General features: G+C 37.4%; 10 protein-coding genes. 2 read left to right on the plus strand and 8 right to left on the minus strand.

Annotated elements, in window-relative coordinates:
* Positions 1-37: 37 nt before the first annotated feature.
* The 8 genes from ACFSJT_RS03400 to ACFSJT_RS03435 all read right to left on the minus strand — a co-directional run bounded on the left by ACFSJT_RS03400 (position 38) and on the right by ACFSJT_RS03435 (position 20392).
* The gene (locus ACFSJT_RS03400; protein WP_378318791.1) at positions 38-856 is read right to left on the minus strand and encodes a helix-turn-helix domain-containing protein; all 819 of its coding nucleotides are present in this window, start codon (positions 854-856) and stop codon (positions 38-40) included.
* 843 nt (positions 857-1699) lie between these two features.
* Entirely contained in the window at positions 1700-2947 is a 1248-nt protein-coding gene (locus ACFSJT_RS03405; protein ID WP_378318792.1) for a serine hydrolase domain-containing protein, read from the minus strand.
* Between the two features lie 119 nt (positions 2948-3066).
* Positions 3067-4734, minus strand: a complete 1668-nt coding sequence (locus ACFSJT_RS03410) for a formate--tetrahydrofolate ligase (protein WP_378318793.1) — start codon at positions 4732-4734, stop codon at positions 3067-3069.
* Positions 4735-4945: 211 nt separating this feature from the next.
* Entirely contained in the window at positions 4946-5434 is a 489-nt protein-coding gene (locus tag ACFSJT_RS03415; RefSeq protein ID WP_378318794.1) for a DUF2314 domain-containing protein, read from the minus strand.
* Positions 5435-5665: 231 nt separating this feature from the next.
* Positions 5666-6694 (minus strand): M12 family metallopeptidase, encoded by a 1029-nt coding sequence (locus ACFSJT_RS03420; RefSeq protein ID WP_378318795.1) that lies wholly within the window; start codon positions 6692-6694, stop codon positions 5666-5668.
* A gap of 43 nt (positions 6695-6737) precedes the next feature.
* Complete coding sequence (locus ACFSJT_RS03425; RefSeq protein ID WP_378318796.1) at positions 6738-9431, minus strand: Ig-like domain-containing protein; 2694 nt, start codon at positions 9429-9431, stop codon at positions 6738-6740.
* A 138-nt stretch (positions 9432-9569) separates the two neighbouring features.
* Positions 9570-14264, minus strand: a complete 4695-nt coding sequence (locus tag ACFSJT_RS03430; protein ID WP_378318797.1) for a glycosyl hydrolase family 8 — start codon at positions 14262-14264, stop codon at positions 9570-9572.
* Between the two features lie 98 nt (positions 14265-14362).
* Positions 14363-20392 carry a glycosyl hydrolase family 18 protein gene (locus tag ACFSJT_RS03435; RefSeq protein WP_378318798.1) on the minus strand — a complete coding sequence of 2010 codons (6030 nt, stop codon included), beginning with the start codon at positions 20390-20392 and terminating at the stop codon, positions 14363-14365.
* A gap of 529 nt (positions 20393-20921) precedes the next feature.
* Between ACFSJT_RS03435 and ACFSJT_RS03440 the strand changes: the two genes are divergently transcribed.
* Together ACFSJT_RS03440 and ACFSJT_RS03445 are read left to right on the plus strand one after the other, a co-directional pair.
* On the plus strand, positions 20922-21719 hold the full coding sequence (locus ACFSJT_RS03440) for a sensor histidine kinase (RefSeq protein ID WP_378318799.1): 798 nt from the start codon (positions 20922-20924) through the stop codon (positions 21717-21719).
* A 58-nt stretch (positions 21720-21777) separates the two neighbouring features.
* A complete protein-coding gene (locus tag ACFSJT_RS03445) occupies positions 21778-25812 on the plus strand; it encodes a hybrid sensor histidine kinase/response regulator transcription factor (protein ID WP_378318800.1) in 4035 nt (1344 codons plus the stop codon).
* The last annotated feature ends 137 nt before the right edge of the window (positions 25813-25949 follow it).

Raw genomic sequence — 25949 nt, forward strand, 5'->3', positions numbered from 1 at the left:
AATATCTGGTTTGTATACATGCTAAAATTGTATCAAATTAACATATACCATTTTTTAAGATACGCTTTCTATACATACTTGGCGTCATTCTAAAATATTCTTTGAATACTCTATGAAAATGGCTTTGGTCATAAAAACCCGCAATATAGGCGACTTCGGTAAGAGAAAAATTAGGATCCAGTAAGAAGGGAATCGCTTTTTTTAATCGTTGTTGTCTCATATATTCCCCAAGGCTTGAGGATAGATATTTGGGAACTGCTCGGGAAATATGCACAGGATGAACCTGTAGCTGATCAGACAAGTATTGTAACGTAAGGTCATTTGAGTCATAATGCAGTAGTTCCTTTAAGCTCGAAATCCATCCCGGAGTTCCAGTCGTTTCCATTTCTTTGCGATGTGATAATCTATCACAAATTTGTAACACCAACAGCTCTACAGAAATTTCGTTATCCGGATCCGGAAACATGAGTTCACTGTACAGTTTGCCAAAAAGAACATGAATTTGTGGATCTTCGATGAGCTGGCTACCTTCGAGTACATGATGATCTATTCCTTTTTGTTTGAGCCAATCTCTTTCAAACTCCAAATGAAAACCACTCGCCTCTTTGGATTCTTTTACCCCGTAATGCACCTCTTGCCAGTTATTATACATCAGGCTTCCTATTGGACATAAGGTTTTTGTCCTGGCATTGCCGTCAATCATATTACCCTGCAAAACATACATAAAATATGGATTCTCATGATAATGCCAGGCGGTTTGAGGTTCTGTATAATGATACTTGGACACTACAATGCCATTAAATGACAGCTCTGATCGTTGTGTCCCGTAGTAATTCCCTTTGGTAAGTATCTTCATTAATTACAGGCTGGTTTTATAACATTAATACCCTACAATATGATGACAAATAATGCAAATTGTTACACGATACTATAATTTAATATGAATTCTATAGCAGAAAATTCATTACCAGCCCTTCGTAAGGTAAGCAGGTTTTAGATAGCTCTAATAGCTTGCTGATATACATTTTACTAACGCAAAAACACTGTTATTGGAGCATTATACTATTGTTTGATTACATGGATAGCTATATTTTCGTTTCATCGAGACATCCAATAAAAATTTTATCCAGTGATTGAACTGACGTTATTACATCCCTGCCTGCCTTAAGGCTAGCAGGCAGGCATCCCTAGTCTTTCCTTCAAAGGCTACCGTATGTACACATCTTGTGAGTGCCATTTTATGATTCTATCCTCCCTCAATCCCTCCTAAGGAGGGAAGCTTAAAGTCCTTTTCCCCTTTGGGGAGAGCCTGCCTTGCCGTCAGGCAGGGATTTAGGAGAGGGGAATACAATTATTTTGTATACATGCGGTATAGTCTTCGTAAGGAATGGAGACCTGCCTGTCTTGCGGTGGGCAGGTAGGTTTATAGGGATGTTTACTAACTGAAAATCAAACCATTAACCAATACATCAATGGTAGTGTTCTATTACGTAGCGTAGTAAAAAAATGTATCGAGATGTAAACAAATTAATTCTTATTGATTAGGTCCGGATTCCCCCAATCGAGTTGGGGACAGGCTTATTTTTCTCAACGTCATCTCGAGCACTTCGACAAAGCTCAGTACAGGCTTAGTCGAGAGGTCATTCCAAAAAATCACTCGACCAGATGATATATTATATGATTTAATGGTTAAAGCTTTTCAATTCAACTTTTCCTGGTATTCTTCTAAGGTATCCCATATTGAAAAAAACTGTTCAACCCCCTCCTTATTGTTTAAATCGGTATTGATCAAGAGTACCCTTCCTATCTTTTTCTTTGAATCAAAAAACATAAAAGTAGACACGCCGGGATCTCCTCCGGTATGACCTACATAACCTTTTGCAGAAAATCCCATAAAAATTCCTGAATTATATTCGTCGTTATATGGATTTTCTTCGTTTCGTTCGGTAAAGTGATTAGCATCCAATTGTTTTGTGAACAACTCTTTGTAACTCTCATTAGTCAGCACTGTTCCATTTTCTGAATATCCGTTGATCAATTCGATGAGATATGTATTCATATCGTGACTTGAAGTGATAAATCCTCCATCAGGATAAGTGATCAATGAATATAATGGTAATTCTGTGGTCGGGGTTTTATATAATTTTGAATGCATAGAAACATCTATCGCATCAAAAGACCAACCTGAAGCATTCATCTCTAAAGGTTTAAGAATGTATTTGGTAGTAAACTCATTAAATTTTTCTCCTGTAGCATTTTCAATAATCAATGCTGCCAGAGTTGCTCCTACATTAGTATATTCGAAGAGTTCACCAGGTTTTTTATCTAAAAAACCTTCTTTAGAGTACCACTTTCCATTTTCACTAAGTACGCTTTGTAAGAAATCGCTCATCGATGTCTTCTTCTCGGGAGCATTGAAGTTTTCGGGAATCTCTATTGACTTTGCATTTACGCTATCTCGCTCTGTCTTTAATATATAGGATTCTTCGTCATAAACATCGGTATCCACAATAGTTGACGTATGTGTAGCTAAATGTCGGATGGTAATCGGTTTTTCAGGAAAAAAGGGATTTTCGACTGTAAAGGGTAAATGTTTTTGAATAGGGTCATCCAGTTTTAGCTTCCCCATTTCCTGTGCCTTGAGCAGTGCAATCCCGATAAACGTTTTCGATATAGATGCGATATTTTGAAGTGTATTTTGAGTATACGCTACTTCATTATCCAGATCTGCGTATCCAATTCCGTTTTCATAAAGCACCGTATCCTTATCCACGATAGCCACCCCAAAACCATTGATTTGCCCTTCTTTCTGAATTTTTTGCAGGGCTAATGTTAAAGAGTCTGCCACAGCAGATATTTCCTTTTCTGGTTCTTTATTTGAAGTTCCCTTTTGATTACATGATAGAAGAAAAAGCCCAATTACTACCAGTATTGTTGATTTGTTCATATTTTATAGATTATGTTGAACGTAATTTAAATTTAGTGTTTAGCTCACTGATCCTGTTAATCCTATTATTCAAAATAAGTATAGCGTCTGATTTTTTTAAGCACTTGGCCTCTCCAGATTTAAAACAATCCTGTAATTTCTCCTTCGTCATTGACATCGATACCTTCTGATGCAGGATGTGCAGGCAATCCCGGCATTCGCATGATATCACCTGTTATCGGAATTAAAAACCCTGCTCCAGCTGCTATTTCGATCTCTCTCACTGTGATAATGAAGTCTTTTGGACGCCCCAGTAGTTTGGGATTATCAGATAATGATTTTTGAGTTTTTGCAATGCATACAGGTAAGTGATCCAAACCTAAATCAGAAATTTTCTTTAGATGAAGTTTTGCTTTTGAGGTATAATCAACATACTCGGCCCCATAAATTTCTGTAGCTATGGTTTCTATTTTATCGGTAACACTAGCTTCCCATCGATATAGCGGTTTAAAATCAGAAGTATCTGAAGCTATGACATCAATAACACATTGAGCCAATTCGATGGCACCTTCTCCTCCTTTTTCCCAAACTTCTGCCAATGCCACTTTTACACCTTTAGAGGCTGCAAAATCACGAATCATTTTGATTTCATCGTCACTATCTGAGGTAAATTTATTAATTGCGATCACCGGTGCTACCTTAAATTTAGCAATATTTTCGAGGTGTTTTTCTAAATTGGGGAGACCTTTCTTAAGCGCTTCTGTATCAGGAGTAGTTAAAGAATTTAAATCTGCCCCTCCATGATATTTTAAAGCACGTATGGTTGCAGTAAGCACTACGGCTTTTGGCTTTAATCCCGCACTTTGACATTTGATATCAAAGAATTTTTCTGCCCCCAGATCAAATCCAAAACCTGCTTCGGTCACCGTATATTCTGAATACGACATTCCCATAAGTGTAGCAATAACAGTATTGGTTCCCTGGGCAATATTGGCAAAGGGTCCACCATGAATTATAGCCGGATTACCTTCTATAGTTTGAACCAAATTAGGCTTTATGGCATCCTTGAGTAAAGCCGTCATGGCACCTTCAGCTTTTAGGTCTTTGGCATAAATAGGATTTTTATCATAGGTATATCCAATAAAAATATGACCCAATCTGTTTTTTAAATCGCTTAAGTTCTCTGCCAGGCAAAGAATGGCCATAATTTCTGAAGCTGCTGTGATATCGAAACCGGTTTCTCTTGGTACTCCCGAGGTGGTTCCGCCCAGACCTACAATAACACGTCGCAATGCACGATCATTTAAATCGACTACTCGTTTCCAGCTTATGGTTCTTGGGTCTAGTGATAAGGATGCAGTCTTACTTTGAATATTGTTATCGATAATCGCAGCCAGTAAATTATGCGCTTTTTCGATAGCTGCAAAATCACCTGTGAAGTGAAGATTAATATCTTCCATGGGCAACACTTGCGCGTATCCGCCACCGGTAGCACCCCCTTTTATACCAAAAACAGGGCCTAAAGAAGGTTCTCTAAGTACAACTGTCGTCTTTTTTTCTAAACGGTTTAAACCTTCAGACAAACCAATTGACATCGTAGTTTTTCCCTCGCCAGCGGGTGTTGGAGAAATAGCAGAAACAAGTATCAAATTACTTTTACTTGCATTTTGTTTGTTGATCGCCTGTAAAGGTAATTTGGCTTTATACTTGCCATACATTTCAATCTGATCTGAATCTATCCCAAATTTTTCTGCAATAGTCGAAATAGGTTGAAGAGTGACTTTTTTTGCAATTTGTAAATCGGTCATGGAGTAAGCTTTACGTTGTTGAATTTTTAATACTTAAATGTATTGTTTTTTCAGGTGGGGTGCAATGCTTTTTGTATAAATCACTGGTACTGGCTTCTCATAGCTAATTATACAAATGTAAGTGATTAGTTAAGTTTACTGTTTTCGTTTTAAATATTTATTAATAAATGACGGCAAACAAAAATACTACACTAAATATTGAGCCAATAGATCACTTATCCCTAATTTCAAAAATATGATTAGAATGAAACCATACTTCCTTTTCATTCACTAAGTTATGGATAGAAAAAGAATCATTTTTCAAAATTCCTTTAAAAACATTTCTATCCCTCTCAGCTACTTCTACCCACATTCGTTCAACATTTTGATCTTTATCCATAAATTTCAATTTCACATCATCTCCACTTTCGATGTTCTCCTTTTCTCGTTGATTAGGAATTGGATTATCATAAATCATTTCTGTAGCAGATCTGGCAATATCCACTAACTCAAATCCGTTGTTTTTAAATGAAGGAAGGCGAGAGTCGAATTCTATTTCTGTATATTCTGCCTTATATTTTTCTAACGTTTTTAATTCTTTTTTGGTAAAGGAAACTTTTTTTCCAAAATATTTATCTTCTTTTCTTTTTTGTTTTTTCAGTATAAAGAATAAAACAACTCCAAGTATGACGAAAGGGATAATATTAACTAGGTAACTCATTTTATATATTGAATAGTGCTTATATCTTCAACAAGATAATTAAATCTCTTGAACCTTTAAAATAGAAAAACAAAGCGGACCATTTAATATACAAACTAACATATCACTACAGCTCATAAAAAACCCCGAGCCATTATGGCCCAGGGTTCTCCCCAATTCAAAAACAAATTATATTCCGCTTTTATGGGAATGATAATTCGAAACTTTGAGATTACTCTCGAGAAGATTAATCTAGCTTATATAATACCAGGTGGTTCCTCTCAATTCTACTCGTCTCCAACGGCTTTGGTTGTTATCATAATACCACCAATCATTACTCCAACGATACACTCTTACGCCATGAATGGTATAGTAGTTTCCATTTTCATAAACTTCTCCACCGCCATCACCAGGATACATTTGACTGATCCCCGAAAGATCTCCAGAGGATAAACCGCTACGTTGGGTGCTATAACCACTACCATCTTTTCTGGTAATTGTACGTTGTCTATTAGTTGAGAACGCTCTGGAGCTATACATCATAATCGATCCAAAATCGAGACTATTGGTATATTCATCACCGTCACGACCTCTTTGTACATAGGTCTGAAAATTGTGTTCTTTACCAGCCTGAATGTTTTGCCACTGTATTGTGATCCAGTTATCCCTGTCTGCACGGCTTTGCTCGTGCCATAATCCTACTGCATGACCGATCTCGTGAATGGTGCTACCTGTAGAGCATCCATCGGCCAGATTGATATTTTGGCGACCGCCAATCATACCAACACTAGAAGAACAACCCGATCCTTTTCTAAAGCGAATATAGTTACGTTGATTCGTTCTTCTTACAAATTTTAGTGAAGTGTTGGCTTCCCAATGTGCAATAGCATCACTCACCCGATATTGTTTTGGCAAACCACTATCTATGGTATAATATACCGTGTTATTAGGCCATCTTCCGCCTGTTCTACCTACACTTTTGGTTGTAGAGGATTCTCCTTCTTCAAAAACCAATCTCTGTGGCGTTTTAGAGAGCATATCTTTTTCGAAGATGATGTCACCTTCGTAGATAAATTCACCGTTTACCTCTTCGATGGCAAGTTTTTCACCTGCATGATACATCTCTGTCACCTTACCGGTGTCATCAGGATATGCCTTTTCGACAATATCACTCTCTAGGGTTTGATCTACAGCTGTGGCTGATTCATCAAATTGTTCTGTGCTACATGCGACTAATAAGAGCCCCATGATTGACAACTGTGTGATTTTCATTTTTTTCATCATAATTAGATTTGTGTTACATTTATTTATTTAGGTTTGTAGTTTACTGTTTAATGATCTTTCCTAAAAAGTCCTGGTTGTTGGTCTCAATTTTGTAAAAATAAAGACCAGGTTGCAAATGGTGTAGGTCTATTTTAGTATTCGCAGGCATCTTTTTAGTATTTGAAACTTTGTCTTTAAAAACCTGAGTACCCACTCTGTTGTAAATTGTGATAGTATAGGATGTCCCGGGAAGATCGACATCCAAATACAGTTCATTTTTTATAGGATTTGGATACATTTTTATGGTTGATTTTTTTTGTGGTACTTCAACAGTTTCCAGTACTGAAGTACTTCTTCCTCCTAATCCATCCAAATAGGTTCTAACCGCATTAGAAAATTGGAGATTTTCGAAGGCATCCCAATTTATAGACCAGCTCATCACACCTCGTAAATTTGGATACGTTTGTGACAATTGATATTGTCCTCCAAAAGAATTTCCATTAATTAGGTAATCCAAAGAGTTGATGACACTTTGAGTTCCTATATGTCCACCTCCTGCTCCTACGGTGGCAGGAACACCAATTAATACCTGATCTTGTCTTAGCGCAGGAAAAAACTTTGATGAATCTCCTGTAATCGGAAATCCTTTTAGCAACATATCAACCAGCGAAACATAAAAATCTGGTCCTGATCCTGGTATATACCCTTGATTATCCAAGGCAGTAATAAAACCAGAATTATAATATTGTACCTGTAAAAAGGTGAGCTTGTCTCGTAACGCATGTATCAGGGGTAGATAGGCTCCTGCTCTTCTATCTGCACCAGGAGAGATCCCACCGTAGAATGTATATCCTAATTGTACAAAGAAGGTTTCTGGCGCCATGGTTAAAATAAAATCATTGCCAAAGTGATTACAAACGCTTCGTACAGCCTCTATAGTATTTACAATAAGTGGAGTGGTTGGGTTTCTAAAATCGGTATCTCCCAATGCAAAAGAAAGTGATTGTCCTTCAAAATCTATATCCATCCCGTCAAATCCATAGTCTTCGATAATAGCAATCATAGAAGTGATAAATTTGTCTCTTGCCGAAGTAGAGTTTAATTGTACCTGGCCATCCTGACCTCCAATTGAGACTATAATTTTTTTACCCTGGCTTTGTAGCAATTGTATATCAGATCTGAACGCTGCCTCGGTATAATTTATGGCATCAAAATCTGAGGATAACTCGAATCCTATTTCACCATCGGCAGGAGAGAATTTTGGTACGGCAAAAGAAACATTGATAACATCCCAATTGGGTGAAACTTCACGTAACGGAATAAGCCCTGTACCGTTTTGGAAATTGTGCCAATATCCGTTCATGATTCTTGCCGGGAGTGGATCTGGTCCTCCCCCAGAACTTGTCACTCGAATAGTAACGGGGCTTGATATGGTAGACAAATTATCATTATCTGTAGCTTTGGCTGTAAGTGAATAGTTGCCTATTTCTAATCCATTTATAGCAAAACTATAAGGACTTGAAGTATCTTCACCTACTTTATTCCCATTGCTAAAAAATTCTACTTTGGTAACATTCCCGTCGCTATCTGAGGCAGTAGCATTAATAACAATAGCACTTCCCTCAACAAAGCTTTGTCCGCTCCCCGGTGAAGTTATTGATATGGTAGGTTCGCCATTACCATCGGGGCCACATTCTCCCACAAAGGTCCATGCATCCTCCCAATTGGTTCCTGTTCCCGGTGCATATGCCGCGGCACTGCCATTACACCATCCTGTAAAAGGCCAGGGTTTGCACTCGTATATATTCCCCTGGTTCTGTACCTGGCTACCTGCTACGTATCCTCCATCCTCTACATATTGATCGGCATCGCAATTACCGCCACCGCCAGAGACTGTAATTGATACGGTATTTGAGGTAGTATTTGCGTTATCATTATCAATTGCTGTAGCGGTAAGCGTAAAACTGCCTTGAGTAGCCGTCCAATTTGTAGTATAGGGCGCAGAGGGATCTTCACCAATCAAATTTCCATTTGCATAAAATTCAACCTTGCTCACCGTACCATCTACATCATTTGCCTCTGCAGCAATACTTACATTTTGACCTATCGTAAATGTTGAACCGCTTGATGGATTTGTGATGGTTACCGAGGGAGGCTGATTTCCCGTATCTTGACTAACTGAAATAGAAACTGCCGTTGACAATGTTACTGCTCCGGCATTATCTGTAGCTCTTGCAGTTAACATACGATTACCCTCGGTAGCCGTCCAAATGGTTGAATATGGTGCGGAAGTATCTGATGCTATTATAGTACCATCAACAAGAAATTCAACTGTAGTTACAGCGCCATCTGTATCTGAAGCATTAGCATTAATAGTTACATTGTTTCCCACTGTAAAAGCTGTTCCGCTTAATGGAGAAGTTATTGATACTATAGGAGCTGTATTAACGCCGCCACACGGTCCAATTACGATCCACGGACCCCATTGTGAATTATTGGTTGCCGGATTTTGATTCTGGGTCCAATAGAATGCTTCATATTCAGTTCCCTGATAAGCAACTCTATCTCCTTTAGTGTACACCTGATCAGACACCCACGCTGGTGCAGTACATACGATAACTTCAATATCTTCAGTAATCTTTACTAAGGCTGTAGATGCACTGAGTTGCTGCGATAATGCGGTCAATAAGAATAATACGATCAGATCATACCATCCAATTGGATTCTTGATGAGTTGTATATTTAGTATTTTCATTTATATAAAATTTAAATAATCATTGATAAATCAGTTACCGATATCAGTTGGTAACGGTTATTGGCTGCCAAATGCCCATTATGGGGTTTCATAATATCTATATTTTAATTCATTTTGAATTTTTTCAAATAGTTCACCCTATCGTTTAACCAGCTTAAATACTTTTGTATTTTTTCCTATCATTACTTTATAAAAGTATATTCCTTTAGGATACTTCGAAGTATCCCAAGAAAATGTGTACGTTCCTTCTGTTAACCTTTTATTTTTTATTTCTTTTTCAAATTGATTGCCTATAAGATCCGAAGCATGAATCGATACTATTTCATTTTGTTTTAACTCGAATGTAATAGACACCTTATCTTCAAAAGGATTAGGGAACATATTCATTTTTGTTGATTCTATAGTTTGCGAAGTTCGAGCGAGTACTTCGGGTTCTATACCTGTCATAGGTTCCATTAGCCCGCAACCACATTCAGAACAATCATTATTATCAAGATCTGTAGATACATTAAAAATCCCTGTAAATTTTTTGTAATGTCCAATACGATGTGTTGGTTTTAGTTCTTCATAACCTTCTCCACATTCCACACCACCGTTAATAATATTGATGGTCATACCGAACCCGGGTTTCCTGTTACGCTCCAGATCATACGCTGTTGGAGTCCAGTTACCCACCATCACATCGTGAGCCGAAGGCTTTGGATATTGAGGTGTCATCCAGAACCAGATTGCAGTTTGAAATGCGAGTGCACCATCTTGTAATACCCTTTCTGGGTTGCTAAGTAGTACATTCTTATCGCCAAATAGAAATTCACTTACTTGTCCGTAATTATAATTGTAGCTAAGTTGAATCGGGCCACGGCCATGATATGATTGTCCGGGTACTGCCGGATAAGTAGTACTTCCTACGGTGTAAGAACTACCGGGATTAACTTCTTCTCTAAAATATAATCCCCAGGCATATCTTCCTCCTGGTGCAGTATCCCAACCACCCGTAGTTTCTTGTGCAATATTGGCAAAAAATGCGGCTAACTCTCGTTTACGAATCACCTCACTGCCTTCATTACTAAACATCCCATAGTCTACGATTTGTGTCATGATAGGCTTTGATTGATTCCAGCTAGCGTCAAAATCCTGATCTGTTCTTATCACTATCGTTTGATCGGTTGTTTTATCCTTTCTGGTTAATCGATATAAATTGGTTCCTTTTCTTCTTTCGAAAGTCACTTCGATGTTTTTCATACGTTCTATAGCTTCTACAAAAGCCTCGTAAGTGAAGAAATCCTTTGCCGGATCTATCTCTAAAGTTTCTAGATCGACACCATATCGATGTGGAAATAAATCATTATATTCTTGTTTTGAAATTAAGAAATCTCCTCCTTGGGTTCGTTCTTTTATCGTGATTTCTATCTCGAATTGTGTAACTGCACCTTTGATATCAACTGCTGTTCCGCTATATGTATAGGCTTTATACTCATAGAATGACCAGTCAGCTTCATATTCATCATTTCCCTGAGCCAATAAAGGCAGCGCTCCCCCGGGAACATTCATATAAATCGGAAACTCCAGACCATCGGGATCTTTAGCACGTATTCTAAAAGGTACAGTAACCGGTAGCGCATCTGCATATACAATGGTTGGTGTAAGCACGGTGACCTCTGGCGGTGTGTTGCCACCTGCACATGGGCCTAGTTTTTCCCAGGCTAAAGGCCATGCCCAATCCTCAGGTCCACCCGGAGTGTAGGCGCCGCCTACCGAACACCATCCACCAACTAAACAGCGATATTTATACCCTAGATTGGCTACTTCGTCACCTGTTTGATATGTATTTCCATCTTGATAAGGTTCAGCATCACAGTCTCCTGCTTCAATAACAAAAATACCAACACTGGATGAGTTGTTTAATGAACCTTTATCATCCACAGCTTCAGCCAATAAATTATGATTACCACTACTGTCTGGAACAAAACTAAACTCATAGGGTGCCGAAGTATCTTCTCCAACTATGATACCATCAACGACAAAGGTTACTTTGGCTATGCTTCCATCTGGATCTGAAGCATCAACTTTTATAACAACCTCATCCCCAAATTGATATTGGGTTCCTTTTTCAGGACTGGTTATATTTACTTGAGGTAGCTGATTATCAGAACCTCCGTCACAAGGACCTATTTCATCCCAGGCACTGGGCCAAGCCCAATCGTTTGGTGTACCAGGAGTATACGGGCCTCCTAAAGAACACCATCCTGCTACTTTACACCTATATTTTTTACCAAAATTTTGCACTTCATCACCAGCCTGATACGCAGCTCCATCCTGATAAGGGGCTACATCACAAGTAGCTTTGTAAGATTGTTTTATGCTGTCTAAAGAACTGAAACTAGTGCCACAATTACCTATTTCTTTCCATGCATTTGGCCAAGCCCAGCCTCTACCCGGTTCGTAGGGTCCGCCAAGACTACACCATCCTCCCACCTGGCATTCATATTCTTTGCCTTGATTTTGAACTTTTTCACCCGTAGTATATGCATTACCATCTACATACTGTGCAGCGCTACAAGTACTACCTCCTCCTGGCCGATTGACTGTAATGGAAACTGGTGAAGAAACGGTGAAAGCCCCTTGGTCATCATAGGCTTTGATTGTCAAAGAATAGGTTCCTTCCTGTATAGAAGAGATTGTATATTCATAAGGAACTGAAGAATCGGTACTAATTAATGTACTATTTCTAAAAAACTCTACTTTTGTAATACGCCCATCACTATCTGTAGCATTTGCTTTAATTGCCACCTGGCTTCCCTCTTCAAAAATTTGATTATCTAAAGGATTTGTAATACTACAGACTGGCAGTTGATTAACAGGTGTATCGGCATTAAAAAATTCCAATCGATTTAAATTGAAATCATTTGAATCCATTACTATACGTAGAACTTGTTGTCCTTTGTTTAAAAACACATTAGAAGTTACTGTCTGCCAATTTTGCCATCCGTTCGTATTGGGAACATTGATAAGACCACTTACATCTTGACCGTCTATTTCAACATGAAACCTTCGCCCTTCTGAAATTGCAGCCACTCTGGATTCTAAAATGTAGGTTTTTGATTCGGCTACATTGACTGTATATTCTAACCATTCACCAGATTTTATCCAGCCTACATTGTATCCGCCTTCTGAACAAGGCTCTATATCTACTAAATCATTTCGATAAGAGCCTCCTTCATTAGCGTCGGTAACATCATTAAAAGCTACATTCTGACCCCCAAGATCATAATTTTCAGCTTCGATTTTACCGGGAATACTCCAAAGAGTACCTTCATAGGGAGCTTGTTGAGAAGTCGTATTTACGGTTATGAATATTGGTGATGACGTTTTTGAGGCACCCTGGTTATCTGTTGCTTTTGCTGTAAGAGTGTATGATCCAGATGCAATGTTTTTCCAATTATAGGTGTAGGGAGCAGTAACGTCCTGACCTATTTTGGTACTACCATTATAGAATTCTACTTTAGATATAGAACCATCCTGGTCTGAAGCAGTAACGTTTATCTGAATACTTGCCGGTGCATTATAAGTACTACCGTTTGTGGGAGCGGTTATATTTACTGTTGGAGGTTGATTATTTACAGTTTCAGGCTCTGGTACCCACCAGTTACCTGAAATCACCAACATACTTAGTAAATTAATACTCGCTCCATAATAGTCTTCCTGTTTATTTTTAATGTAATTCCAACCGACATTTAAAAAGTTTTGGTTAGCGCTATTGGTTATCGATGCCACTACTAGCGGAGCTACAAATGCCGCTGGTCCATAACGGCTTCCCACTACTTGTCCGTTCACATTGTATCCTGAAGCAAAGCGCCCAAAATTAGTACCTATGTCAGTTTTGGCCCAGTTCACAAACCTGTTTGATTGTGTTTTTGCAGCTTCTGTTCCATAATGAGCAAAATCGGTGGAGATTCGCATTGGAGTTCTACAAGCATTCCAATAGTAATCCTGAGAATTTGGTTCACCAGTGGCATTGTTGGCATCCGGTCTTGCGGGATTACCATCAACGAAGTCAGGCAAAATTCCAAGGTTATTTGTGTTGAGCTGATCGATCATTTGATATACCCTATTTGCTACATTATCCCAGAAAACATCCCCTGTTGCTTTTTGATACGCTCTAAGATGAGCAGTCATCCAATCTGATGACCGAGTCTCTAAAGCATTATTATCCCAATCTCCCATCATTACACGAAGTGATGACGGATGTATTAAAGAGACTTTGATTCCTCTGGTAATCATATCTTTTGCTTCTTGTAAATAGTTAATAGACCCGCCAGATCCCCATTGATAATGAGCGAGTAGTAAGGCATATGCAATATCCATATCGCCGTCTGCAGCAGAACTGAAGGAATTAGTGCGCTCATCTACTGCAACGTTCCACCCCATCAATTCAGCGTTGATTGTACTTCGATGTGTATCAAAAAATTTATACAAACCATCGAAATAGATTTTAGCCTGAGTATCATACCCCCCCATAAGAGCGGTAATAATCATTCCGTACCCATGGCCTTCAGAGGTTCCTTTACTAGGTACAGTACATCCTGTACATCCTCCTTTTACATAATACCCGCCAGGAAGATTTGTAGGTTTTAAGAAATTAGATTTCCAGTAATTGTACATATTCTGTACAGAAGTATTCATTTGTTGCTGAGAGACATTGTTTGGCTTTATACAACCATTCCAATCTATTTGCTGTGGAAAAGGTCTGTTTTGCGCATAAGATTGAAAGAGAGCACTTACAGTGAAGAAACAACAACATAATATTTTTAGTAGTGTAGATTTTGCTTTCATAGCTTAGGTTTTAAGATGAAGAGGTAAAAGAGGCTTAAAAAATAAAACCATCCGATGATGTGGTTGAAATGATCACCGGATGGTTTAAAAATAGAGGCTTAACGTTTAATAAGCTTTCCTGTAGTTTTACCTTTTGGTGTAGAAATTGTGTAGAAGTATAATCCTTCCTCTAATTTACTCACATCAAAAGTTCTAAGGTTATTCCCTTTTTGAATTTTGGTATTTCTATAATCCAATACCTGAATACCGGTTGCATTAAATATCTGAAGATCGAATGTTGAATTCAACATATCACTTTCAACATTTAAATTAATTACGTCTCCGCTTACCGGGTTAGGGGACACCGTAGCATCTATAACACTTTGATCTTGAACAAGAGCCGCTCTACTGTCTAAACCATCAAGATATGCTCTATGAGGATTTGAGAAACCAAAGCCTGCAACTATATCCCAATTAATAGACCATGTCATTAATCCTCTAAAGTCTCTGTATCCAGAAGGATTTCGAAGCGTATATCGTCCTCCGAAAGACTGACCTTTGATCAAATAATCTAATGCTTTATGTACTTCTGCTGCTGGTGTAAATCCACCATTAGGTGCCGCAGAATTATTGGCCGGTAACCCAATTGCAACCTGATCCGGACGTAAAGGTGGGAAGTCTCCTCCACCCCCTCGAACTGGAAAACCATGTAATAACATTTCTGCCATGGCAACTTGAAAATCTGCTGTTCCCTGGAAATAATTCTGACCATCGAGTGCGGTCATATTTCCGGTATTATAATGCTGCACATGGATATAATCCAAATCGTCTCTTAGAGCATAAATAATAGGTAAGTAAGCACCTGTTGCTCCTCCATAACCGCTTATTCCGCCTTGCACAAATAACGTTTCTGGAGCCATGGATAAAACAAAATCTGGTCCGAATTGTGACAAGATTGTTTTAAAGGCAGTAATTAAATTCACCACTTTTGGTCCTACAGGATTTCTAAAATCTGTATCTCCTGATAAACTAACAGAGCTTCCTTCAAAATCTATATCCATTCCGCTAAACCCGTATTCTCTTATGATGTTAATCATCGAATTACTGAATTCCTGGGCATCAGCAGGAGAACTTACATCTACCGCTCCCGTAGCACCACCCATAGAGATCAATACCTTCTTGCCTCTACTTTTTAATAATGCAACGTCATCTTTAAACTCTTGTATACTAGAATAAATGGCAGGATCCGGAGTAAATGTCATATTAGAACCGCCAAGAACTGTTGGTATAGCAAAAGATACATTAATCACATCCCACTTATCAGATACATCTCTTAATTTTATGACAGTAGATTGATTATCAAAATTATGCCAGTATCCTACAAGTAATCTGTTAGGAAGATCTCCTCCTGGATTAGGCGGGTTAGTTGCTCCTACTGAGATATTTACAGCAGTAGACTCCCCAATTGCATTATCATCATCGATAGCCTTGGCAATTAATGAATAACTACCAGATGATGCGTTGTTCCAGGTAAAACTATATGGACTCGAAAGGTCTTCTCCTATTTTAGTTCCATTTCTAAAGAACTCGACTTTAGTAACGTTTCCATCGCTATCTGATGCTGATGCATTGATAGTAATCGTACTTCCTGTGGTAAAAGACTGTCCGCTTCCTGGTTGAGTTATTGAAACAGTAGGAGATTGATTTCCTCCAGGAGGATTTCCACCGCTACAATTACCCAGCTCTTTCCAGGCATTAGGCCAAGCCCATCCATTTGGATCACCAGGAGCGTAGGGACCACCTACAGTACACCATCCACCTACAATACATTCGTACTCTTTACCAAAGTTTTGCACTTTATCACCAGTATTATACTGTGATCCATCGACATATTGCGGGGCATCACAACCTCCTCCAGTGTCATTTTGAACTGTGATACTAATTGCTACAGAAGTAGTACTTTCATTATCATTGTCGGTTGCCATTGCAGTTAAGCTATGGCTGCCTACTGTTGAAGTCCAATTTGCGGAATACGGAGCCGAAGTATCTTCACTAATCATGTTTCCATCTACGTAAAATACAACTTTGCTCACATTTCCATCCGTATCGTTGGCATTTGCAGTAATCGCTACATTCTGTCCCGTAGTAAATGATGAATCATTACCGGGACTGGTTATTGAAACTGTTGGGGCTTGATTAGTTGTGTCTCCATTTACTGAAATCGAAACCGAAGTTGAAGTTGTTACCGCACCATCATTATCTGTGGCTCTTGCAGTGATTGTATGATTTCCCGAAGTTGCTGTCCAATTGGCGGAATAAGGTGAAGTAGTATCTTCACTGATCATATTTCCATCTACATAAAAAGAAACTTTAGTCACATTTCCATCACTATCAGAAGCATTCGCCCTGATACTTACCGTGTTTCCGGCCGTGAATGTAGCTCCACCTGTTGGTGAAGAGACAGCTACTGTAGGAGGTACATTATCAGGACCACAAGGATTACCTGTCACTTGATTTATGGCAGTAAGTAACGAAGTAACCTGACTGCTGGTATCGTGAGATAGCTCCCACATCATGATACCACCACCTCTTTGCTGTGCTAATTCTGTTTTTCTTTTAATGGTTTGAATTCCGTTATAATACACCCCTTGATGTACATCACTATTTGGATCTGCACCTTCAGCAACAAGTGCAGCATAACTTTTCCATTGAGGTCTTCCGTAGAAAGGAACTCCTAGAACAGCTTTTTCTTTGGGTAATCCTCTACCTAACCAATAGTTTAAAGAACTCTCTGCATAACTGTATGGTGAATGACTTGCACCGTCTCCTCCATCATATGCCATAAGATTTAAAAAGTCTACATCGTTAAAGACGCCACTCAGAATTCCATTTCCTGCCCATCCTTGTGCTACCACAGCAGCAGTTAATAATTTTCCTCTACTATGCAAGGCTTGTGCAAGTTCTCGCATCAATAATTCATAATTTTGGGGCTCACTACCATTATCGGGATACTCCCAATCCATATCAACACCATCAAGATTATATTCATTCACAAAACTGATCATATTATTCACAAATGTTGTTCTGGTCGAAGGGTTTGAGGCTAGTTGCACAAAACGCGTATCAACTCCACCACCATCACCAAGTTCCCATCCGCCGACAGCGATCAATACTTTTACTCCTTGAGCGTGCCCTAAAGATACTATTTGGCGTAATTTCCCTGCATTTGCCAGAGGTTCTAAACTACCATCACCTCTTGGAATTGCAAAAGCATAATTGATATGTGTTAATTTATCATATTGAATGTTATTTGCATCTCCTTGCCAGCTGGGGCTATACCCAACTACTTTGAAACTATTACCCTGGCAGCCACCGCCACCATCAGAGGTAACTGTGATAGTTACAGCTGTTGATGTAGTAGATTTATTAGCATTATCTGTGGCTTTGGCTGTAATCGTATGATTTCCTAAAGTTGCAGTCCAATTGCTAGTATACGGGACAGAAGTATCTTGCCCAATCATACTACCATCGACATAAAATTCTACCTTGGCAATAGAACCATCTGCATCTGAAGCATTAGCATTAATCGTTACCGTATTACCGGCTACAAAAGACTGTCCACTACCTGGAGAAGTAACTGAAACTTGTGGTGCTCCGTTTGGAGGATTTCCTCCACCATCGCACACTCCGAGATCTTCCCACTCAGAACTTCCGACAGGATTTTGTTGCGTCCACCATTTGGCTTTATATTCTCGACCCTCTAGAGATACAATATCTCCTCCGTTATAGGCTCGGCCAGATTCCCAAGCAGGAGCAGTACAAGATCCGGTTGGAGGATTACCACCTCCATCACATGCCCCAAGATCTTGCCACTCAGAACCTCCCGGAGTTGATTGTGTCCACCATTTGGCTTTATATTCACGCCCTTGATAAGATACTATTTGTCCTCCGGTGTACGCTTGTCCCGAAACCCAGGCCGGTGCCGTACAAGATCCGCTTCCACCGCCATTTACAGTGATTGAAACGGAAGAAGATCCTTCTCCATTTTCATTATCGAAAGCTTTTACAGTAATGGTATAGCTTCCTGCTGATACATTTGACCAGCTATAGCTGTATGGAGCACTCGTATCTTCACCCAGCATTGTTGTACCATTGTAGAACTCTACCCTATTTACTGAACCATCACTATCTGATGCATTTGCTGTGATGTTGATAGTATTACCTGCAGTAAAAGTCTCTCCTGGTTGGGGCGAGGAGATAGTTACTATTGGAGGCACATTTCCTCCCGTTCCTGTAACTGTTATGGCTATTGAAGTAGTAGCTGTACCCCCTTTGTCGTCAATTGCTTTTGCAGAAATAGTATAGTTTCCAGCAGAAACATTGTTCCAGGTAAAACTATAAGGACTTGATGAGTCTTGTCCTAGTAATGTCCCTCCATTATAAAACTCAACTTTGGTAACGGTACCATCAGTATCACTTGCATTTGCAGTAATCGTAATAGTATTCCCAGCTTCAAAAGTTGCACCTGTTTGTGGTGAAGTAATAGAAATGTTTGGGTTCTGATTATTTGGAGGATTACCACCACTTGCAAATACTTCGTTTAGTTTATTTACTAAAGGAGATTTAACATTGGACCATCTTTTTAATTTTGTGCCAAACGATTGGGCAGAGCCAGAAAATTCTAAGTCCCCAAAAACTGTCCAGACAATGGTTCCTGCCAAATTGTTATCATTTATAAAAGCTGCTTTAATACCTATAGATTCTTCATCGTCATAACTTAAGAAGAAATTACCTTTGGTCATATATGGCACTTTTGCCTGATCGTCCCACTTTCTGGTCCAACCACTACCCGATCCTGTTTTTTGTTTGATATAAAAGTGATTTGGTGTGCCATCGTATACCTCACGGGGCCAATTGGTATAATCTGCAGCTGTACTAATAGGACCATCCGGTTGAATGGTAACATTTACTTTTGTCGTGGGTGCATTCAAAGATGCAGTTCCATTGGTAACCACTCCCCGACCATAAAATGGAGCCCCCATATTAATTTTATTGGCAGGCACACCCAGTGAGAGTAATTTATTTAAAGTTGACTGCCAGTTGAAGTCAGGTGCTTCGGCTCCCTCGTAAGGATATACGGGAGCATTATGTCCCGCAATATTTGACCAACCACCATTAAAATCGTAAGTCATCATATTAAAATAATCCATGGTGCTTGCCAATTGAGACCAGTTAAATCCTTCTAATTTTTTAGGATCCGCGGCCATAGCCGCAGTGATTAACTTATCTGCACCAATAGCAGCCCTGATTTCTTGAACAAGTGTTGCAAAATTCGTGAAATCGGCATTACTACCTGTAAAATTCATTCCTGGAAATGGTCCGGGATATTCCCAATCCAGATCGATACCATCAAATCCCATATCTATAAGAGTTTTACAGTCCTCTATAAAACGTGCTCTTTTAACAGGATCTGCGGCCATTTCAGGAAAATGTTTACACATACTCCAACCACCAATAGAAGCCATAACTTTAACTCCTTTTTGATGAGCCAGTTCTAATAGACCTGGAGCACCCCCTTCTTTCGGAAGAGGAAGCGGTGCATTTCCCGAACCACTATTGTTACTAATTCGCCATTGTGGATGAGACCATTGATTACCATTTATTACGTATCCGAAAGCTTCTGCTCTTTGTTTGGTCGCGTCACTGATATAGCTAAAAGCCTCAATTTCTCCGAGCAAAAGATGTAAATCCCAACTATCATAAACATTACCGTGAATAAGCTCATCGGGTTGTTGTATTTGACCGGATTGCCAAATATCTTTATTCCTGTGATCTCCACTATGCAAGGATCCATCGACCGCTACGCCAAAAAAGGAGTAATTTAATATAGTATACTTACTATAATCAATGTTTAAATGATTCAAAGCTCCTTGTGCAGGAACTCCAGCGCTGGCTGCTTTCCATGCATCCCAGTTTGTGATATAACCAATCACCTGCTTGTTATGGTTCGAAGTGGTTGCACTACCACCAGTATTAACTTGTGCATAAGTAGAACTTGTAATACATACAAGAATTAAAAAGAGAAGTGACATGGGAAACGATTTCCAACAACACCACCACTCTTTGAGAGTAAATTTTGAGTCTTTCATAATCGACTGTGTTAAGTTTTAAAAGAATTTGTTTTGTGTTCAACAGAAAAGATTTTCTGGGATCTTTTCTCGATATGAAAATTATAAAGAAGTGTTAATCTCTAAAAACTAATTAGCTGAATGACTCAAAATCGTAGCTGTTTAGGGTTTAAAATACAATAAAGGTATTGTTAACGTAATATTGTTTGTAATACTAAGAACATCGTTGTTTAGCTAAAAAACAGTAATGTTTAACAAAAAATAGGTATTTTCATTACATATTTATAATGTATAAACTTTCGTCAAAATCAAACTCAATAAAGAAATATTACATCATTGCCTATTCTGGCTTATTTATTTTACGTTAAACACATTAAGATGGGGTAGCTATTTTGATGACTATTCCTATTCTTTTCAATCAAATCTAGTTGAATTCTCTGTGCATATTATTCTGGTATACTTTAATCTATATTTCTTATTGCCAAGGTTAATCCCTAATAAATATCTTGAATATATATTTATACTTCTGATCGCAGTCTTAACCATGACATTGGTACGTATATTATTTACTTATGAATATGTAACCACAGATGTTTTTCCAGAATCTGAAAGATCTGAAGATTCAATTTTTGATATTAATTACATTACGGCTGCATTTATAGGTGAAATTTATGTTATTGGTTTTACTACCGCGATTAAGATTACTATTGACTACGTGAAAAACTTACGTAAAACAGAAGAATTAGAAAAACAAAGCCTAAAAAACGAACTTTCTCTGCTTAAATCGCAGCTTCAACCTCACTTTTTCTTTAATACTCTTAACAATTTGTATTCTTTAACTCTTGAAAAATCAGATCAAGCGCCTGAAACAGTTGTCAAACTTTCTGAGTTTATGAGTTATGTTATTTATCAGGGAAATAAGAAAAGAGTTTCATTAATGGACGAGATAAAATATATTCAAAATTATATTGATCTGGAACGTTTACGATTTGGAGATCGCGTGCAGGTTGAATTTTCTATCACAGGTAATATAGAAGGTCAAACTATCCCACCTTTACTTCTTTTGCAATTTGTTGAAAATTCCTTTAAGCATGGTACCGATCATAAATTGGGAAAAGTAACATTGTCCTTTAATCTTGAAGTCAAGCAGTCTTGGTTAATTTTCAAGACCAAAAACAAAAAACGTAACGGCATTTCCGAACTTAAAACAAAAGGTATAGGTTTAAAAAATACTACACGAAGATTGAAATTATTATATGAATCCAATTATGATTTAATCATTAATGAAAATGAAACTTATTATACAATCACCTTAAGAATTCCACTTGAAGGAAATCATGAAGAATAAATTTTGAATGTTTATTTAGCTATTCATAATCATTTTCTTACAAATATCATCATACACAATGACCAAATCTAAAGCGTATATAGTTATCGTACTACTCATTGCATCTCAATCTATGTGGGCTCAAAGAGAGCACACCAACCATGTGATTACACATTTTGGAAGCAGACAAGGGTTATCTCATGGTCATGTGAATGCTATTGTAAGTGATCAACAAAATATAAAATGGATTGGAACAGAAAACGGAATTACCAAATATAATGGCTCTGAATTTGACTACATACGACTCAATAAAAAATATGCCGAATTAAAAAACGAAAATATAGGAGTATTATTTACAGATAGTAAAAACAACCTATGGATCGGAACAAAAGGCGGCGGAGTTTCTATGTTTAACATTGAAAAAAATGCAATCAAAAATTACAACTACCTTATAGATCCTTATAATAAAAGTGACCAGCGCATTCTAAGCATTGCTCAAGATGCACAAGGAAATATTTGGATCGGTACCTGGGGTAATGGAATTTTTGTAATTAATCCTGAAAATGAAACGCTTTTAAACCATTTTAATACGACCTGTCTTGTTTATACAATCTTAAAAGACATTTACGGAAATATGTGGTGGGGTAATTATAATATACTAACCAGATATAATCCAGTATCGAAAGAATTAAAAGAATTTCCTCTCGATACAGAAATAACCGATTTAATTAATGATCCCTTTCGAAATAAAATTTGGATAGGAACGGCTCTCAACCCTAGTACTAATATTTACAATTTTGATTATACTACTCAAAAAATAAATCCTTTGAAAACCGGTGTGCAAACTAGTTTTGCTCGTTACCTGGCAATGGATCAAGAAAATAAATTATGGATTGGAACCTGGAGTAACGGTTTATATGTAAGTGATGCCGATTTAAAAACCTTTACAGAAGTCAATATTCAAAAAACAAATACTCGAAAAGACAACATTAATTTTGAAACTGTTTTAGACATACATATCGATAAGAACAATATTATATGGTTATCTATGGCATACGGTGGCGGGGTTATTCAAATAATCCCTAACAAAAAATTCATGAATGCTTATCATCAATTAGAGAACAGTATGCTTCAAAGAGATTTTAATGTTCAATCTATATATAAAGATGCTAATAAACTTTGGGTTGGAACTTTCGAAAATGGTCTTTTCATGGGTGATAGCTTTTCTTCTTTGAAAAACGTAGAATTACAACACCATAAAAGTGCTTCGTACACATATAAAAATAAACTGTTTGTAGGTTTTCTAGAAGGGTTTAGAATATACAATACTGAAAATCAGGAAGAAATCTTTAGATATCCAACCATAGAGAGAGTTAATTCATTTTTGATAGACAAAAAAGAACGTTTATGGATCGGTACAGAACATGATGGTATCGCTATGGTACCTTTAAAAGATATTTCTGATTCAAAAAGTTATAGGTATTTTCATGACGGTGGTTCTGGAAATTTCAGGCTTAATAATACCGATAGGATAACAGATATAAAATTAGATAAACTAGGCAATGTTTGGGTTGGAACCCATAATGGTTTCCATCTATTTGATGAAAACTCACAATCATTTATACACAATACCTTATTAATGGATGAGGATTTACCGAGTACCATAGTAAATAATATTCATTTTACAGATAATATCTCCTGGGTAGGAACAGCTAATGGTTTATTAAAGTTGACATTTGAAAATAACAAATTGATTCTCAAAAAAAGATATACTACCGCTGACGGACTTAATAACGATTTTATTTCTTCGATAACCAATGATAAGAATAATAATTTGTGGTTGAGTACGACCACAGAAATTGTAAAATTTGAAGTAGAGAAAAACACGTTCATTAATTACGGAGAAGTCGACGGTATTGAGACCTCTTCGTTCAATCAAAAATCAGTATTCAATGATGGTGACTATATATATTTTGGAGGTATCGATAATGTTACTTATTTCGATCCAGAAAATATTACAACTATTTCAATAAAACCTGAAGTGGTCATCTCTAAAACGGTCATAGACAATCAGCATATAACTCCCGGACAAATGCTAAACGGCCGGATTATATTGGATAAAAATATTAATTCAACTCGTGAAATTGTTCTTACCCATAGAGAAAAAGCAATTCTAATCAACTTTGGTTTAAATGATTATTTAGGAGAACTAAATGCTAAATATAAATATAAACTAGAAGGATTTCAGGATACATGGATCGACCTTAAAAACAGAAACCAAATTAGTTTTACAGGCCTACCCAGTGGAACATATAATTTACACATCATCGGTTCTAGAGATAATCAAGAATGGAGCGAGCCAAGGACCCTTAGCTTAGTGATAAGACCTTCTCCTTTTTTAAGCATTTGGGCGTATGTTTTTTATATCATACTCTGTTTCGGCTTTTTGTGGTTACTATATTTCATCAAAACACGGCAGGATAAACTAAAAAACACCCTGGAGATTGCACGGATCGATAAAGAAAAGGAAACAGAATTAACTGAAGCCAAGCTCAATTTTTTTACCAATATTTCTCATGAATTCCGCACCCCACTTACTCTAATTGTTAGTCCGTTGATCGAAATACTTGAAGACAAAAGTCTCAGCCCGGTTGCGATAGAAAAATTGACAGTAGTACAAAAAAATGCAAATCGCTTATTGAATCTAGTAAACCAATTATTAGATTTCAGAAAAGCAGATCATAATCTCCTTACACTTACGGTAGAAACTGACAATTTTGTAAGTTTTGCCAAAGAAGTTTTTATTTATTTTAAGGAGCTTGCTGATTCTAGAAACATAAGTTATACTTTTCAATCCAGCTATGATGAAATTTTTTTTCCATTCGACAGAAATAATATGGAAATCGTTTTGTGTAATCTATTGTTCAACGCATTTAAAAACACTGCCGATGGAGACTGTATTTCATTAGAGATAAAAAAAGATAAAAATCATTGTGTTATCATTATAAAAGATACCGGAAAAGGAATTGAGAAAAAAGATCTTGAAAAGATTTTCGACCGTTTTTATCAAATCAAGACTAGTGAATCGGCAAAAATTATTGGTAGTGGTATTGGACTGGCTTTTTCTAAAAAAATTATAGAACTTCATCAAGGTTCTATAACCGTGAACAGCAAGATCAATATCGGGTCAGAATTTATAATAACAATGTCTTTATTTCCCGTTTATCCAAATCAACAAAAAACGCATACCGATTTTGTTTCCAAAGCTGAGACTCTCTCTGAATTTAATGAAATAACTGATCCCCTAGCAGAAGAAGGTATAGAAGAAAACTCGAATAGAGACTCTATACTGATTATTGATGATAATAGTGATATACGAAAATATCTTCATACCTTATTATCTGACAAATACAGCATAGATGAAGCGAAAAACGGAGAAATTGGATATAAAAAGGCATTACAAAAACATCCTGATTTGATTATCTGTGATGTTATGATGCCAGTAAAGGATGGTCTATCTGTTTGTAATGATCTCAAAAAAAGAATGGAAACCTCTCATATTCCGATCATTTTATTAACCGCCCGTAGCTCTGTCTTCTTTGAGCTCGAAGGATTAGAAACAGGAGCCGATGACTACATCACCAAACCTTTTAATCCTGTGATTGTAAAAACTAAAATTGCCTCAATATTATCGAATCGTAAAAAATTGAGAGCTTATTTACAAAACAAAGTAAGGTTTGAACCTAAGGATGATAAAATACTTCAATTCAATGAAGAAGAAGAATTTGTACGTCAAGCCATAGCACTTGTAGAGGCCAACTTACAAAATAACGAGTTTGGTATTGATGAAATGGTAGACCAGTTACACATGAGTCAATCTTCATTGTATAGAAAAATGAAATCGTTAACCGGGCTTTCTCTTACGGGATTTATTCGTTCTGTTCGGTTAAAAGCGGCAAGTCAAATGATTTTAAGTAGTAATGCCAAATTGAGTCATATCGCATATGAAGTTGGCTTTAACGATTATAACTACTTCAAAAACTCCTTTAAAGAACATTTTAAATGTTTACCATCTGAATATCGATCTCAAAAAAAGAACAAAAAACTATTGTAATCCAGAAGTCATTTAGACTTTTCTGATTCAAGCGAAAAATAGCTTTTTTTTGCTTAGTTCAGGACATTTTTTAGTGGCATAGCCGTAGCTACGGAACTTAAAAATGATAAAAAGTAAGTGAAAAAGATCATTTTGCA

The sequence above is a fragment of the Aquimarina celericrescens genome (assembly GCF_042682765.1).
In the GTDB taxonomy this organism is placed as follows: Bacteria; Bacteroidota; Bacteroidia; order Flavobacteriales; family Flavobacteriaceae; genus Aquimarina; species Aquimarina celericrescens.

Excerpts from the sequence above, each read along its gene's own strand:
- ACFSJT_RS03400 (WP_378318791.1), bottom strand. The coding sequence starts at position 856 with ATGAAGATACTTACCAAAGGGAATTACTACGGGACACAACGATCAGAG.
- ACFSJT_RS03405 (WP_378318792.1), bottom strand. The coding sequence starts at position 2,947 with ATGAACAAATCAACAATACTGGTAGTAATTGGGCTTTTTCTTCTATCA.
- ACFSJT_RS03410 (WP_378318793.1), bottom strand. The coding sequence starts at position 4,734 with ATGACCGATTTACAAATTGCAAAAAAAGTCACTCTTCAACCTATTTCG.
- ACFSJT_RS03415 (WP_378318794.1), bottom strand. The coding sequence starts at position 5,434 with ATGAGTTACCTAGTTAATATTATCCCTTTCGTCATACTTGGAGTTGTT.
- ACFSJT_RS03420 (WP_378318795.1), bottom strand. The coding sequence starts at position 6,694 with ATGAAAAAAATGAAAATCACACAGTTGTCAATCATGGGGCTCTTATTA.
- ACFSJT_RS03425 (WP_378318796.1), bottom strand. The coding sequence starts at position 9,431 with ATGAAAATACTAAATATACAACTCATCAAGAATCCAATTGGATGGTAT.
- ACFSJT_RS03430 (WP_378318797.1), bottom strand. The coding sequence starts at position 14,264 with ATGAAAGCAAAATCTACACTACTAAAAATATTATGTTGTTGTTTCTTC.
- ACFSJT_RS03435 (WP_378318798.1), bottom strand. The coding sequence starts at position 20,392 with ATGAAAGACTCAAAATTTACTCTCAAAGAGTGGTGGTGTTGTTGGAAA.
- ACFSJT_RS03445 (WP_378318800.1), top strand. The coding sequence starts at position 21,778 with ATGACCAAATCTAAAGCGTATATAGTTATCGTACTACTCATTGCATCT.